General features: G+C 78.3%; 12 protein-coding genes. 6 read left to right on the forward strand and 6 right to left on the reverse strand.

The window, feature by feature from the left end:
- Window positions 1-89: 89 nt before the first annotated feature.
- Genes AB8M62_RS08165 through AB8M62_RS08175 form a run of 3 tightly spaced genes read right to left on the reverse strand, consistent with a single transcriptional unit; the run spans window position 90 to window position 3,984 of the window.
- Window positions 90-1,058, reverse strand: a complete 969-nt coding sequence (locus AB8M62_RS08165; protein WP_369069186.1) for a lysylphosphatidylglycerol synthase domain-containing protein — start codon at window positions 1,056-1,058, stop codon at window positions 90-92.
- Window positions 1,055-3,037: a glycosyltransferase gene (locus AB8M62_RS08170; protein WP_369069187.1), complete on the reverse strand. Its 1,983-nt coding sequence runs from the start codon at window positions 3,035-3,037 to the stop codon at window positions 1,055-1,057. The genes AB8M62_RS08165 and AB8M62_RS08170 overlap by 4 nt, the downstream gene beginning before the upstream one ends.
- Complete coding sequence (locus AB8M62_RS08175; RefSeq protein ID WP_369069188.1) at window positions 3,034-3,984, reverse strand: glycosyltransferase family 2 protein; 951 nt, start codon at window positions 3,982-3,984, stop codon at window positions 3,034-3,036. The genes AB8M62_RS08170 and AB8M62_RS08175 overlap by 4 nt, the downstream gene beginning before the upstream one ends.
- A gap of 100 nt (window positions 3,985-4,084) precedes the next feature.
- Here AB8M62_RS08175 and AB8M62_RS08180 point away from each other — a divergent pair, with 100 nt between their 5' ends.
- The gene (locus AB8M62_RS08180; RefSeq protein WP_369069189.1) at window positions 4,085-4,840 is read left to right on the forward strand and encodes a class I SAM-dependent methyltransferase; all 756 of its coding nucleotides are present in this window, start codon (window positions 4,085-4,087) and stop codon (window positions 4,838-4,840) included.
- A gap of 12 nt (window positions 4,841-4,852) precedes the next feature.
- On the opposite strand, the gene AB8M62_RS08185 is transcribed toward AB8M62_RS08180, so the two are convergent.
- Entirely contained in the window at window positions 4,853-6,961 is a 2,109-nt protein-coding gene (locus AB8M62_RS08185) for a hypothetical protein (RefSeq protein WP_369069190.1), read from the reverse strand.
- A 93-nt stretch (window positions 6,962-7,054) separates the two neighbouring features.
- Here AB8M62_RS08185 and AB8M62_RS08190 point away from each other — a divergent pair, with 93 nt between their 5' ends.
- Both AB8M62_RS08190 and AB8M62_RS08195 read left to right on the forward strand, forming a co-directional pair.
- Window positions 7,055-7,750: a TIGR03089 family protein gene (locus AB8M62_RS08190; RefSeq protein WP_369069191.1), complete on the forward strand. Its 696-nt coding sequence runs from the start codon at window positions 7,055-7,057 to the stop codon at window positions 7,748-7,750.
- An 89-nt stretch (window positions 7,751-7,839) separates the two neighbouring features.
- The gene (locus AB8M62_RS08195) at window positions 7,840-8,895 is read left to right on the forward strand and encodes an AbrB family transcriptional regulator (protein WP_369069192.1); all 1,056 of its coding nucleotides are present in this window, start codon (window positions 7,840-7,842) and stop codon (window positions 8,893-8,895) included.
- 15 nt (window positions 8,896-8,910) lie between these two features.
- On the opposite strand, the gene manA is transcribed toward AB8M62_RS08195, so the two are convergent.
- Window positions 8,911-10,092 (reverse strand): mannose-6-phosphate isomerase, class I, encoded by a 1,182-nt coding sequence (gene manA / locus AB8M62_RS08200; protein WP_369069193.1) that lies wholly within the window; start codon window positions 10,090-10,092, stop codon window positions 8,911-8,913.
- 61 nt (window positions 10,093-10,153) lie between these two features.
- Here manA and galE point away from each other — a divergent pair, with 61 nt between their 5' ends.
- A complete protein-coding gene (gene galE, locus AB8M62_RS08205; RefSeq protein WP_369052018.1) occupies window positions 10,154-11,128 on the forward strand; it encodes a UDP-glucose 4-epimerase GalE in 975 nt (324 codons plus the stop codon).
- A gap of 9 nt (window positions 11,129-11,137) precedes the next feature.
- On the opposite strand, the gene AB8M62_RS08210 is transcribed toward galE, so the two are convergent.
- Complete coding sequence (locus AB8M62_RS08210; RefSeq protein ID WP_369052017.1) at window positions 11,138-12,055, reverse strand: AEC family transporter; 918 nt, start codon at window positions 12,053-12,055, stop codon at window positions 11,138-11,140.
- 183 nt (window positions 12,056-12,238) lie between these two features.
- On the opposite strand from AB8M62_RS08210, the gene dprE2 reads away from it, so the two are divergent.
- Window positions 12,239-12,991 (forward strand): decaprenylphospho-beta-D-erythro-pentofuranosid-2-ulose 2-reductase, encoded by a 753-nt coding sequence (gene dprE2 / locus AB8M62_RS08215; RefSeq protein WP_369069194.1) that lies wholly within the window; start codon window positions 12,239-12,241, stop codon window positions 12,989-12,991.
- Between the two features lie 116 nt (window positions 12,992-13,107).
- Complete coding sequence (locus AB8M62_RS08220; RefSeq protein ID WP_369052015.1) at window positions 13,108-14,583, forward strand: glycosyltransferase family protein; 1,476 nt, start codon at window positions 13,108-13,110, stop codon at window positions 14,581-14,583.
- Window positions 14,584-14,776 lie beyond the last annotated feature (193 nt).

Raw genomic sequence — 14,776 nt, forward strand, 5'->3', positions numbered from 1 at the left:
CGTCGGCACACCCTGCCGAGTCGCGCGCCGAGGTTCCAACCAGGACCGGGCGCGGCGGCGGTTCGTGACCGGATCGCAACGCGCCCGCGTCAGCGCGCGGACGCGCCCCGGCGGCCCAGGAGCAGGGCGGCCCCCGCCAGCAGCAGGTCCGCCAGCGTCAGCAGCACCCGCGAGCCGAGCACCACGACGGCCGCGGCCGCACCGCCCGTGGCGGCGGCCAGCACCGCGGCCAGCACGACCTCGCGCGCGCCCGCGCCCGCCGGGGCCAGGACGACGAGGAACCCCGTGGCCCACGCCAGCGTGTACCCGCCCAGGCACAGCGCCGTCAGCACCGGCAGCGGCAGGTCCGCCCCGCCGACCGCGCGGGTCAGCACGAGCACCTGCGCGCCGACCGCCACCCACGAGGCCAGCGCCCACCCGGCGGAAGCGCCCAGCCCCCGCCACGTCAGCGGGTGCTCCAGCGGCGGCTGGCGCGCCGCGCGCAGCAGCAGCCGCAGCAGCGGGTTCAGCACCGGCGGGGACAGCAGCACCAGCAGCAGCGGCGTCAGCCACGGCAGCCGCGCCAGCCACGCCGTCCAGCCGCCCTGCGCGCCCGGCCCGAGGGCGGCCAGCGCCGCCGGCAGCAGCGCCACCACCAGCAGGGCGGCCGTGGTCATCGACACGCCGAGCGCCACGACGAGCGCGGAGGCCGTGCGCCGGCGCGGCACGCCCAGGTCGCGGGCCAGCTCGGCCTGGGCGACGAACTGGAACACCGTGCCGGGCACGTAGCGGCCCAGCTGGCCCACGAAGAACACCCGCGCGGCGGCCGCCCGCGGCAGCCGCGAGCCCAGGTCCGCCAGCACCGCCCGCCAGGAGGCCCCGGCCAGCGCGACGTTGGCCAGCGAGCACACCAGCGCCAGCAGGACCGTCGCCGCGTCCAGCCGCGACCACGCCGCGCCGATGCCCTCCCGCTCGCGCCACACGTAGGCCACGGCCAGCGCGACGGCCACGACGAGGAAGGCGCCGCGCACCCACGGCGAGCGCACCGCGCGGCCCAGCCGGGCAGCCGCGGGGCTCACCGCCGGCGGAACGTCAGCAGGACGAACGTGTAGTCCAGGCCGGTGCGGGCCCAGTGCACGGGCCGCTCCGGGTGCGCCAGCACCTCGTCGGTCAGCTCGCCCACCAGCTCCAGGCCCACCGCGTCCGCGGCGCGCACGAAGCCGCGCACGTCGTCCGGGGAGAAGATCCGCACGGGGGCGCCGTAGGCGGTCACGCCCGTGGTGTCCGGCGGGTCGGCGTCGTAGTCGGTGGACAGCACCAGCACGCCGCCCGGGCGCAGCACGCGCGCCGCCTCGGCCAGGAACGCGGGCACGGGCACCCCGTGCTCGACGACCGACATGCACGTGACGGCGTCCAGCGACCCGGCGGGCAGACCGGTGTCGGTGACGTCGCCGTGCCGGAACTCCACCCCGTCGCGGTGCACGGTGGCGCCGAACTCCAGGTTGATGCCGGCCAGCGCGCCGCGCTCCCGCCCGAACCCGTACAGCCGCAGCCACGGCAGGACCGGCGAGTAGCGGGCGCTGCCGGCGTCCAGGACCCGCGCGGAGCGCGAGCCGTCGTCGGCCAGGGTCAGGACGGCGGCCACCGCGCCGAGGGCGTCCCAGTTCTTCGGGGCGTCCGGGTGGGCCGGCAGCCGCAGCCGGCGCGCCTGGGCGACCGCGTCGGCGACCTCCGCGCGGTCCTGCAGGACGCCCGTGCGCGGCACCCCGCTGGGCACCGGCCGGTGCGCCGGCGCCAGCCCCAGCCGGCGCTCGGCCAGGCGCTCGCCGGCGCGGCGCTGCACGCCCACCCGCGCCCACAGGGCCAGCTCGGCGCCGCGCTTGGCGACCTCCAGCAGCCGGCCCCCGGGCGGGGCGGCGACCGCGCCGGGCTCGGCGGCGGCGTCCAGCGCGGCCAGGTAGGCGTCCCACGGGACCTCGAGGTCCGGCGCGCGCACGCCGTCGCGCAGCACCTGCAGGCCGCCGTCGCGCAGCCGCAGCAGCGCCGCCGCCAGCGCGTCGACGTCACCCGGCTCGACGAGCAGGCCGTCCACGCCGTCGCGCACCTGCGCGGGGAAGGAGCCGGTGCGGGAGGCGATCACGGGCAGGCCGTGGGCGAAGGCCAGCAGGGCGTTCTGCGAGGCGGTGCCCGAGCGGTACGGCAGCACCAGCGCGTCGTGCTCGGCCAGCAGCCGCGGCAGCTCCGCGGCCGGCACGTACCCCTCGCGCAGCGTCACGCGCCCGCGCAGGCCCGGGGCCGCGGCCAGCTCGCGCACCCGCTCCCCGGCCCGGCCCCACAGCTCCCCGGCCACCGTCAGGCGGGCGTCGAAGCCCTCCAGGTGCACGCGGCGCAGCGCCTCCAGCAGGACGTCGACGCCCTTGTACCCGCGCACCACGCCCAGGCTCAGCAGCCGCACCCCGCCGTCGCGCGGCACGCGCGAACCGGCCGGGCCGGCCAGCGGCGCCCCGCCCGGCAGGTGCGGGGGCAGGTCGGCCACCACGACGTGCCGGGCGCCGTGGTCGCGGGCCAGCCGCGCCTGCTCCTCCGAGTGCACGAGCACGCCGTCCACGGAGGCCAGCAGCCGGCGCACCAGCGGCCCGTCCCCCGGCCGCGGCTCGTGCGGCAGCACGTTGTGGGCGACGACGACGGTGCGCGCCGCCGAGCGGGCCGAGCGCAGCCCGGCCAGCACGCCCAGCAGCGCCGGCACCTGCAGCGGCACCACGTGGGTCAGGACCACCAGGTCGGCGTCGGCGCAGCGGCGGCCGGCGCGCACCCAGCCCGCGGGCGCGTCCCACGCCAGCGCCCGCACCGTCGGGACGAACTCCGGGACCTCCGGCTCCCCGCCGGGCACGAGCGGCTCCCCCGGGTACAGCGCCGCCGGGTACTGCCGCGACCAGGACACCAGCCGCACCCGCTGCCCCGCGTCGCGCAGGTGGTGGGCCAGCTGGGTGGTGTGCACGGCCGTGCCGCCCTTGGCCGGGTGGGCCGGGCCCACCACGACGACCTTGCGGGCGCTCACCCGTCGTCCCGCGAGCGCACGACCAGGTCGGCCAGCAGCGCCACCGAGCCGATGAGCAGCCCGGAGACCAGCAGCAGCACCGTGTTCGCCGGGAAGTAGAAGGTGTGCCGGAACATGTCGGTGACGGCCTTGACGAAGCCCAGGCCGAACAGGAACAGCGCCAGCGGCATGAGCACGCGCAGCGGCTCGAAGTACATGACCATCCGCAGCACCTGCAGGATGTAGCGGTAGGCGTCCTTGACGAAGTGGAACTTCGACGTCCCCGCCCGCTTCGCGTACGCCGTCGGCACGTACTTGATGTCGTGCTGGTTGCACAGGAACGCCAGCGTGATCGTCGTGACGCAGCTGAACCCGGGCGGCAGCAGCCGCAGGTACGGCAGGGACACCGACTTGCGGAACGCCCGCAGGCCCGAGTTCAGGTCCGGGATGCGCTGGCGGGCCAGGACCTCGGCGACCTTGCGGATGACGAACTTCGCCGGCACCCGCAGCGCCTTGTGGCTGCCCTCCTCGGTGGTGCGCGCGCCCACGACCTGGTCGTAGGAGTCGTCCTCCAGCAGCACCCGCACCAGCTCGGGGATGCGCTCGTTCTCGTAGGACATGTCCGCGTCGGTCCACACGACGATCTCGCCGCGGGCCATCTGCGTGCCGATGCGGCGCACGGTGCCCGAGCCGCCGTTGCGGCGGAAGGCGACGACCTTCAGGTGCTCGAAGACCTGCTCGGCCCGGCGCAGCACCGCCAGGGTGTCGTCGGTGGAGGCGTCGTCGACCGCGAGCAGCTCGTAGCTCATCCCGTCGGCGTCCATCGCCGACGTGATGCGCTCGATCTCGTCGAGGACGTGCGCCTCCTCGTTGTAGCAGGGCAGCACGATGGTGGCGACGGGCGCGGGGCCGGCCGGGTCGGCCTCGGCGGCGCGGTGCGGGGAGGGCACGGGAGGCTCGGGAGGCATGGCGCAGGGAGCTTAGCCCGGCTCCCGCGCTGTCCCGCCGTCGCCGAGCCGACGCCGACCCGGTGCGTGTCAGCGGCCCGGGTCCGGGCACTCTGTCGGTGTGTCAGACCGCACTCCCCCGGCGACCGCCGCCGGCAGCACCGCGCAGGCCCGCTCGTTCGGGCTCGCCGCCGACGTCTACGAGCGGGCGCGCCCCAGCTACCCCGCGGCGGCGCTGGACTGGCTGCTGCCGGCCGGGGCGCGCCGCGTCCTGGACCTGGGCGCGGGCACGGGCAAGCTGACGCGGCTGCTGGCCGCGCGCGGTCTGGACGTCGTGGCGGTCGAGCCGACGGAGGGCATGCGGCGGGAGTTCGGCCGCGTCCTGCCGGACGTCCCGGTGCTGGACGGCACCGCCGAGGACGTGCCGCTGCCGGACGCCAGCGTCGACGCCGTGCTGGTCGCGCAGGCGTGGCACTGGGTGGACCCGGCCGTCGCCGCCCCCGAGGTGGGCCGCGTGCTGCGCCCGGGCGGGACGCTGGGGCTGCTGTGGAACGTGCGCGACGCCAGCGTCGACTGGGTCGCCGAGCTGGACCGCACCCTGCCGCGCGCCGGGGAGGAGCAGCTGCGCAGCCTCGCGCCCGTCGTCGGCGGCCCCTTCGGCCCCGTGGAGCGCTTCGACGTGCCGTGGTCGCAGGAGGTCACGGTGGCCGAGCTGCTCGACTACACGTCCTCGCGCAGCTGGGTGATCACCCTGCCGCCGGACGAGCGCCAGGCCGTCCTGGACGACGTGCGCGGGCTGGCCGAGGCCCGGCTGGCCACCGCCGGGAACCTGGTCGTCCCGTACATCACGCGCTGCTCGCGCACCCGGCTGCGCTGAGGCGGCGAGCCGTCAGGCCGGTGCCGCGTCCGGCGCGGGGGCGGCCCACAGCTCGACGGTGATGCGCTGGGCGCCCTCGGGGCGGCGGGTCAGCAGCCGCTCCGGCTCGGTGGTGCGCAGGTACGTCAGCGGCTGCGCGTCCTGCGCGCCCAGCGCGGCCAGCGCCTCGCGCGGGGCCCGCTCCCCGCCGGCGGCGACGAGCACGGGCACCCCGCCCGCCGCGCGCACCCGCCCGGCGGCGCGCTCGACGGCGGCGGTCAGCGCCTCCTCGTGCGCCGGCTCCCCCGGCCGGCCCACGGCCGTCGGCACGACGAGCGCGGCCGAGGGCACCCCGCACGTGCCGCGCAGCACCTGCGGCCACTCGTTGCGCGAGCGGGCGTCGACGGCGAGCGCGACCGCGTCCTCGCCGTAGGTGTCGCGCAGGGCGGCGCACGCCTCGGCGACCGCGGCGACCTGCCCGGCCTCGGTGCGCTGGCCGGCCACGGGCGCGGTCGCCAGCGCCGCCGGCACGAGCAGCAGGACCGCCCCCACCCCCGCCACGGCGGGCGCCGGGACGGTGACCGGCAGGACCCGGCTGCGGCGGGGCACCTCGCGCACCGCCCACGCCAGGGCGGCCACCGCCAGCAGCACGACGGCCGGCAGCACGACGGGCACGAACCGCCGGTCGGCCCACGGGTGGTCGGGGGTGATGCCCGGCCGGTACAGCGTCAGCAGCAGCGAGCCGACGGCCAGCACGTACGGCACCGTCCACCCCGGCAGCGGCGCCCGGCCCTGCACGGCGGCCACCAGCCGCGGCAGCAGCGCCACGGCCGCCGCCCCGGCCAGCACCAGGACGGGCCAGCCCAGGTACCAGGACAGCCAGTCGACGCTGTGCTCGGCGTAGGTGCGCCCGCCGTCCACGGGCAGGCCCTGCGCCAGCTGCAACCCGGCCACGAGCCGGCTGCCCGGGTCGGCGGGGTCTTGGCGCACCACCAGCCACAGCGGCCGGGTGGCCAGGCCCACGAGCACCAGCGCCAGGACGCCCGCCAGGACGGGACCCAGCCGCGGGGACGTCAGGGGCCGCACCCGCGCCAGCCACCCGCGGCGCGCGGCGCGCGCCCCGGCGGCCGAGAGCACCGCCAGGCCCACGAGCGCCGCCAGCAGCGGCAGCAGCGACCCGCTGATCGTGCCCAGGTACGGCCGGGAGGTGAGCCCGGCGGCCGCCGCGGCCAGGAGGGTCGTCAGGGCGGTGCCGGCCAGCAGGGCCCGGGCGGCCGGGTGGCGCAGCACCAGCAGCACGGCCACCACGGGCAGCAGCAGCGCGACCTCGCGCAGGTAGTCCACCCGCACGAACCCGACGGCCCCCAGCAGCAGGCCGGCCCCGCCGCCCAGGCGGGCGGCCGCCGGCCCGTCGGCGCGCACGGCCGCCACCGCCAGCGACGCGGCGCCGGTGAGGACCAGCAGGGCGGGCGGCTCGGAGTAGGTGGAGCGGGTGGCCAGCAGGAACGGCTGCGCCAGCAGCAGCGCGGCCGCCGCGAGGGGCGCCCACGCCGGCCCGACCAGCCGCGCGGCCAGCCCGGCCACCCCCAGCACGGCGGCGGCCCCCAGCAGCGCGGGCACCAGCAGCAGCCCGTCCCACCCGGCGGCCCACCCGCCGAGGCTGAACAGGGCCGGCGCGCCCAGCAGGAACTGCGGGACGACGACCTCGCCGACCTCGTAGTACGCCGGGCTGGCGAGCGTGAGGGACGGGTCGGCCAGCGCGTCCGCCCCGCCGAGGGCGGCCAGCGACGGGTCCACCGGCAGGCCGTGGTGCTGCGCGAGGTGGTGCGCGTACAGGGCCAGGGACCCGGCGTCGCGGCGCAGGACGACGTGCTCGGAGCGGGTCAGCGCCGCCCACAGGCCCGCCGCCACCGCCAGCGCGGCCGTCGCCGCGCCCGACCACGCGGGCGCCGGGACGACGGGGACGCCCGCCGCCAGCCGCCCGGCCAGGACGGCCGCGACGAGCGCCACCGGGACGGCGACCAGGGGCCGCCACAGGTCCACCAGGACCAGCGGGACGGCGACGGCGGTGACGGCGGCGACCGCCGCGGCGAGCACGACGGGGACGCGGGTGAGCAGCACCGCCGGCCAGCTGGGGAGCACGCCGGGACGCTAGCGGGTGCCCCCGACGCGGCTGCGCGCCCGGGGCAGCGGGCGGTCGAGGGCCGCCGCCGGAGTGGCGGCTACCGTGACGCGGTGGCCCGCACCGTCCCCGCCCTCCTGCAGCAGCTGAGCACCGACGACCCCGGCACCCCCCGCCTGACCTGGTACGGCGCGGACTCCGCCCGCACGGGCGAGCGGGTGGAGCTGTCGGCGCGCGTGCTGTCCACGTGGGTCGCCAAGACCGCCAACCTCCTGGAGGAGGAGTTCAGCGCCGGGCCCGGCACGAGCGTCGGGCTGGCGCTGCCGACGCACTGGCGCACCGTGGTGTGGCAGCTGGCGGCGTGGGCCACGGGCGCCGACGTGCTGCTGGGCGAGGAGGCCGCCGGCGCCGACGTGCTGGTCGCCGCGGACGCCGGCGCGCTGGCGGCGGCCCTCGCGCGCGGCGGCGAGGCCGTCGCCGTCGACCTGGCGCCCCTGGCGACCTCCTTCTCCGGCGACCTGCCCGACGGCGCCCTGGACTACGCGCGCGTCGTCACCGGCTACGGCGACCTGCACGTGCCCGGCCCCGAGCTGGCCCACGAGGTGCTGCTGGCGGAGGCGGCCGAGGCGGCGCGGGACTGGCCGGCCGGGGTGCGGCTGCTCACCGACGCCGGGCCGGAGCGCACCGCCGGGTCCGTGCTGGCGGCGTTCACGCGGACCGGGTCCGTCGTCCTCGTGCCCGACGTGGACGCCGTGGCCGACGGCGTCGCCGAGCAGGAGCGCGTCACGCGGGTGCTGCGCACCCGGTGAGCGGGCCACGGGGGCCGCAGGGGCCGCGGAGGCCTCGGGGGCCGCGGAGGCCTCGGGGGCCGCGGAGGCCTCGGGGGCCGCGCCGGCCGGTGCCCGCCCGGTTCGCGCACGCCCTGCTGGTGGCCGTGGCCGTCCTCGCCGTCACCCTCGCGCTGGGCCGGCTGGCCGTGCCCTCCCCCGCGCTGTTCGCCGGGCTGCTCGTCGGCCTGGTGGACGCGCTGGCGGTGCGCGCGCCGCTGGCCGTGCCCGAGCGGGCCGGCACCGCCGCGCAGGCCGCCGTCGGGGTGACCACCGGCACGCTCGTGCAGCTGTCGACGCTGCGGGCGCTGGGCGAGCACTGGCTGCCCGTCGTCCTCGTCGTGCTCGCCACCCTGGCCCTGAGCCTGGGCACCGGCTGGCTGCTGGGCCGGCACCGCGACGTGGACGCCGTCACGGGCGCGTTCGCGCTGGTCGCCGGCGGCGCCAGCGGCCTGGTGGTGATGGCCCGCGAGCTGGGCGCGGACCAGCGGGTCGTGGCGGTCGTGCAGTACCTGCGGGTCCTCGTCGTGGTGCTGTCCCTGCCGCTGGTGCTGCAGCTGGGCTTCGGGGTGAGCGGCGGCTCCGCGACGGCGGGGACCGGCGGCGGGCCGTGGTGGGCGGGTGCGCTGCTGCTGGCCGGGTGCTCGCTGGCCGGGCTGCGGCTGGGCCGCCTGGCGCGGCTGCCCGCCCCCTCGCTGCTGGGGCCGCTGCTGGTGACGGCGGTGCTGTCGCTGTCCGGGCTGACCGACGGCCTGGCCGTGCCGGCGCTGCTGGAGCAGCTGGCCTACGCGGTGATCGGGCTGCAGGTGGGGACGGGGTTCACGCGCGCCGGCCTGGCCGCGGTCGCGCGGGTGCTGCCGGCGGCGCTCGCCCTCATCGCCGTGGGGGTGGCGGGCTGCGCCGGCCTGGCGGTGGCGCTGTCGGCGGCCACGGGCCTGCCCCTGCTGGACACCTACCTGGCCACGACGCCGGGCGGGCTGTACGCGGTGCTGGCCGCGGCCGTCGGGTCGGGCGCGGACGCGACGTTCGTGCTCAGCGTGCAGGTGCTGCGGCTGCTGGTGATGCTGCTGGCCGCCCCGGTCCTGGCGCGCCTGCTGGCCGGGCGCCCGGACCCGCCGCCGGCCTGACCCGCCGGGGACCGGTCAGGAGGCGGCGGGCTCCCCGGGGGTCGCCGCGACGAGCAGGCCCTCCCCGCGCGCGGTGACGGGGTGCTCGGCCGGCAGGACGAAGACGGACTGCCCGCGCCCCAGCACCAGCTCCCCGCCGTCCGCGGCGGTGACCGCCACCTCGCCCTCCAGGCACAGCAGCGTCCGCGGGACCGCCCGCTCCCACGTGGTGACCGCGCCCGGGCGGGCGGTGAGGACGGTGAGGGCGAAGTCGCCCACCCCCGGGTCGAGGACGAGCTCGTCGGCGGAGACGGCCCGCGGGGCCAGCAGCGGCGGCGGCAGGACCCGGAAGTCCACGACCCGCAGCAGCTCCGGCACGTCGACGTGCTTGGGCGTCAGCCCGCCGCGCAGGACGTTGTCGGAGCTGGCCATGAGCTCCACGCCGGTGCCCCACAGGTAGGCGTGCACGTTGCCCGCCGGCAGGTACAGCGCCTCCCCGGGCGCCAGGCACACCTGGTTCAGCAGCAGCGAGACCAGCACGCCGGGGTCGCCGGGGTGGTGGCCGGCCAGGTGGTTGGCGCACAGCGCCGACGGGTCGTCGGAGCCGGCGCACGCGACGGCCACGGCCTGCACGAGCGGCCCCACGACGTCCGCGTCCGCGGTCAGCAGCCGCGAGGTCGCCGCGCGCAGCGCCCCGCCCTCGTCGTCGCCCGCGAGGTCGTCCAGCAGCGCGGCCAGCAGGGCGTCCGTGGCGTCGGGCAGCCCCACCAGCGGCAGGCCGGCCAGCAGCTCGCGGGCGGCGGCGGGGGCGCGGAAGCCGGCCACCGCCGCGAACGGCTCCAGCGCGTACAGCAGCTCCGGCTTGTGCTCGTCGTCCTTGTACAGGCGGTGGGCGGCGTCGCGGGGCACGCCCGCGGCCTCCTCCTCGGCGTACCGGCGGCGGGCCGTGGCCCGGTCCGGGTGCACCTGCAGGGACAGCGGCGCGGCCGCGGCGAGGACCTTCAGCAGCGGCGGGCGCGGCACCCCCGCGGCGTCGAGCACCTCGTCCAGCCCGGTGCGACGGCCGTCACCGGCGACGACGGCCGAGGGGGCGGCGGGGTGGGCGCCGATCCACAGCTCGGCCTGCGGGCCGCCGTCGGCCGGGCGGCCCAGCAGGTGCGGGATCGCGGTGGGAGAACCCCACGCGTACGGCTGGACGCGGTTCTCGAGCCGGTGCACACGGGCGACCCTAGTGCGGACCCGCCCACCGCGAGGGGTGCTCTCACTACGCTGGGCGACCATGAGCGTCCTCGTGACCGGCGGTGCCGGCTACATCGGGTCCCACGTCGTGCGCCTGCTCACCGAGCGCGGTGACCGGGTCGTGGTGGCCGACGACCTGTCCAACGGCCGCGTCGCCCGCGTCGGCGACGCCCCCGTGGTGCAGGTCGACCTCGCCACCGACGGCGCGCGCGACGCGCTGCGCGCGGCCTTCGCCGAGCACGACGTCGACGCGGTGGTCCACTTCGCCGCCCGCAAGCAGGTGGGCGAGTCGGTGCAGCAGCCGGCCCGCTACTGGTCGCAGAACGTCGGCGGCACCGCGAACCTCCTGCAGGCCATGGAGGACGCCGGTGTCGGCCGGCTCGTCTTCTCCTCCTCCGCGGCCACCTACGGCGCCCCCGACACCCCCGTGGTGCGCGAGGACGGCCCGTGCGAGCCCATCAACCCGTACGGGCAGACCAAGCTCGTCGGGGAGTGGATGACCCGCGCCGCGGGCGTGGCGTGGGGGCTGCGCGCGGCGAACCTGCGCTACTTCAACGTCGCCGGGGCCGGCTGGCCCGACCTGGGCGACACCGCCGTGCTCAACCTCGTGCCGATCGTCTTCCGGGCGCTGGACGAGGGCCGGCGCCCCGTCGTCTTCGGCGGCGACTACCCCACCCCGGACGGCAGCGCGGTCCGCGACTACGTGCACGTGGCCGACCTGGCCTCCGCGCACCTGGCCGCCCTGGACGGCCTGGACGCCGACGAGCGGGCGCACGACGTCTTCAACGTCGGCACCGGCACGGGCTCCTCGGTGCTGCAGGTCCTGGACGCCGTGCGCGAGGTGACGGGCCTGCCGGTGGACCCGGACGTGCGCGAGCGCCGCGCGGGCGACCCGCCGTCGCTGGTGGCGGACGTCTCGCGCATCCGCGAGGACCTGGGCTGGACGGCCTCGCGGGGCCTGGCGGACATCGTGTCCTCCGCGTGGGAGGCCTGGCAGGTCGGCCGCGCGCGCTGAGGCGCACCCTCAGCGCGGCAGCAGCAGCGTGACCGCGACGAGGACGGGACCGGCGAGCACGGTGGTGGCCAGCACGGTGTCGCGCGCGAGGTCGCGCGCGACGCCGTAGCGCACCGCGAACGTGAAGACGTTCTGCGCGGTGGGCAGCGCGGCGACCACGGTGGCGGCGAAGACGGTGGCGGGAGCCAGGCCGAGGACGTGGGCGGCCACGGCCCACGTCACCAGCGGCTGCACGAGCGCCTTCAGACCGGTGGCCAGCAGCACGTCGGGGCGCCGCCACCCGGCGAGCGAGCCGCCGTGCAGGGAGATCCCGAAGGAGATGAGCGCGCCGGGGACGGCGAGCCCGGCCAGCAGGCCGACGGGCTCGGCGACCGCCGCGGGCAGCCGCCAGCCCGTCACGGCCAGCAGCACCCCGACCGCGGCGCCCAGCAGCATCGGGTTGACCAGCGGGGTCAGCGCGCGCTTCAGCGACGCCCCGCCGGGGGCGCCGGAGACGTCGAGGACCCCCAGCGCGAGCGGTGTCAGGACGACCATCTGCAGCAGCAGCGCCGGCAGGACGGCCGTCAGGTCGCCCAGGACGTAGGCGGCCACCGGCAGGCCGATGTTGGCGGCGTTGACGAACGAGGCGGCCAGGGCGCCGATGACGAGCGCGCCGCGGTCGGCGCGCCAGCGGAACCGGGCCACCAGCAGCCACACCAGCAGGCAGACCGCGACCCCGGAGCCGGTGACGAGCAGCTGCGAGGAGAACAGGACGGCCACGTCGGCGGTGGCGAGCGTCTGCACGAGCAGGGCGGGCGAGCCGACGAAGAAGACGAGGCGGGCGACGACGACCTGCCCGGTGGGGCCCAGCGCCCCCGTGCGGCCCAGGACGTAGCCGACCGCGACGAGCGAGGCGACGACGACGAAGCCGGTCAGGACACCGCTCACCCGCCGCTCACCCGTCGATCACCGCGCCGAGGCTACCGAGCCGTCCCCCGGGCCCCGCGCGCTCCGGCCGGCGCCCGGCCGCGCTCCGGCCGCGCTCCGGGCCGCCGCGCCGGGCCGCTGCGCCGCCGTTGCTAGGGTCTGCAGGTCCTCTGACCGCCCCGCGACCGCCCGGAGACGCCCCCCGTGATCGACGCGCTCGGCACCCCCCGCTCCGTCCTGCTGCTCGGCGGCACCTCCGACATCGGCCTGGCCGTCGTGGAGCGCCTGGGCGAGCGCCCGCTGCGCGTGACGCTGGCGGCCCGGCCCGGGCCCCGCCGGCAGGCGGCCGCCGACCGGCTGCACCGGCGCGGGCACGAGGTGCGCGAGGTCGACTTCGAGGCCACCGACCTGGCCGGTCACGACCGCGTCGTGGAGGAGTCCTTCGCGGCCGGGGACGTCGACGTGGCGGTGCTGGCCTTCGGCGTGCTGGGCGACAACGAGCAGCTGTGGCAGGACGCGGAGGCGGCCGTGGAGGTCGCCACCGTCAACTACACCGCCGCCGTCGGGCTGGGCGTGCGCCTGGCCGCGCGGCTGCGCGCGCAGGGGCACGGCACGGTCGTGGCGCTGTCCAGCGTGGCGGGCGAGCGCGCGCGCCGCTCCAACTTCGTCTACGGCTCCACCAAGGCCGGGTTCGACGCCTTCTTCACGGGTCTGCGCGAGGCGCTGCGCCCTGACGGCGTGCGCGTGGTCGTCGTGCGACCGGGCTTCGTCACCACGAAGATGACGGAGGGGCTGCAGGCGGCCCCCCTGTCGGTGTCGGCGGAGCAGGTGGCGGAGGTGGCCGTGGAGGCCGTGCGTGCTGGCAAGGAGACCGTGTGGGCGCCCGGCCCGATGCGCTGGGTGATGTCGGCCCTGCGGCACGTCCCGGCCCCGGTGTTCCGGCGCCTGCCCCTCTGAGCCCCGCCCTGTCCGCCTCCTCGTCCCTGCGGGCCTCCGCCGCCGCGGCGGGGGCCCGCGGCGCCGACCGGGCCGGGAGCGTCGCGCGGGGGCCGCGCCCCGGGCTGGACGCGCTGGTGGCGCTGCTGACCGCGCTGGCCGGCCTGCTGGTGTTCAGCCACCGCCTGGCCGCGCCGAGCCCGTGGCGCGACGAGGCCGTGACGGTCGCGGTGGTGCGCCGCAGCGCCGCGCAGATCGCCGACCTGGTCCGCGAGGTGGACCTGGTCCACGCCCCCTACTACTTCCTGGCCCACGCCCTGCTGGGCCGCGACGCCGACGTGGTGGACGTACGCCGCATCTCGGTGGTCGCGGCGGCGCTGACCGCGGCGGCCCTGTGCGGGACGGCCCGCCGGGCGGTGCTCGCCTCCCCCGGCGGCGTCGGGCCGGGCGCGGCCCGGCTGGCGGGGCTGACCGCGGCGCTGGTGTGGGTGGCCACGCCGTTCGCCTCCCGCTACGCGCAGGAGGCGCGCCCGTACGCGCTGGCCGCGCTGCTGGTGACGGTCTCCACGTACTGCCTGCTGCGGCGCTGGTGGGCGGCGTACGCGCTGACGCTGCTGCTGCTGACGGCGGTCAACAGCACGGCGCTGCTGGTGCTGCTCGCGCACGCCGGCTGGACGCTGGCCTCGCCGGGCACGCGCCGGCGCGCGGCGCTGGCCGCGGCGGCGGGGCTGGCCCTGTCGGCGCCGCTGCTGCTGGCGCAGTCGCGCCAGCGCGGGCAGGTGGCGTTCCTGCAGCCGCCGGCCCCGGCGGACCTGCTGGGGCACGCGACGTTCGCGCTGGGCGGGACGGCGGGGGCGCTGCTGGCGGCCGCGGTGGCCGTGGCGGCGTGCGTCCTGGCGCGGGCGCGGCGGGCGGTGCTGCTGGGCGTGCTGTGGGGCGTGGCGTGGGTGCCCCTGCTGTGGCTGGTCTCGCAGGTGCAGCCGCTGTGGACGACGCGCTACCTGGTGCCGGTGGCGCCGGGCACGTGCCTGCTGCTGGCGACGGTGGTGACGGCGGGCTGGGGCGCGACGCGGTCGGCCCGGTCGGCCCGGGGCGCGCGGGTGCTGCCCGCGGCCGGGCTGGCGGCGGGTCTGGTGGCCGGGACGGCCGTGGCGGGCTGGCACATGCAGGTCGTCTTCCGCGACTCGGCCATCGGTCACGGGGAGGACCTGCGCGGGACGGCGGAACTGATCGCCGAGGGGGCGCGGCCGGGCGACGGGCTGCTGTTCGTGCCGGACGGGGAGTACCGCTACCGGGTGGTGACGCAGCTGTACCCGGAGGCGTTCGCCGGTCTGGAGGACCTGGCGCTGGCCGAGCCGGCGGCGACGTCGGGCACCCTCGTGGGGGTGCCGCGCGAACCGGCGGAGGTGGCGAGGGCGCTGGCCGGGGTGGACCGGGTCTGGGTCGTCGGCGGGCCCGGCGAGCTGCTGGCGGCCACGCCCGCGGACGCGGCGACGGTCGTGGCGCTGCAGGGCTGGGAGGTGGTCCAGGAGGCGGACCGCCGCGCCTTCAGCGTGCGCCTGGTGGAGCCCGCCGCGACGCCGGAGCCGGTGACGACGACCCCCTCCCCCTGACGTCCCCCACCGGGGGGACAGTGGTCCGCCGGGCGTTGAGCGCGCTCTCAGCCAACACGCAGGGTGACGTACATCTCACGGCGTGTCGTCACCGCAGTCCCTCCACGCAGCCTTTACATCACACGTATCGTCACCTACTTTGCGTCACGGGCCGGTCGCCCGCTCAAGCTCGACTCCAGGGCGACCGATGGCC

It is taken from the genome of Kineococcus terrestris (genome assembly GCF_041020755.1).
Taxonomy (GTDB): Bacteria; Actinomycetota; Actinomycetes; order Actinomycetales; family Kineococcaceae; genus Kineococcus; species Kineococcus terrestris.

Bases quoted from the DNA above. Each gene is read 5' to 3' on its own strand.
- AB8M62_RS08175 (WP_369069188.1), bottom strand. From the start codon at position 3,984: ATGCCTCCCGAGCCTCCCGTGCCCTCCCCGCACCGCGCCGCCGAGGCC.
- galE (WP_369052018.1), top strand. From the start codon at position 10,154: ATGAGCGTCCTCGTGACCGGCGGTGCCGGCTACATCGGGTCCCACGTC.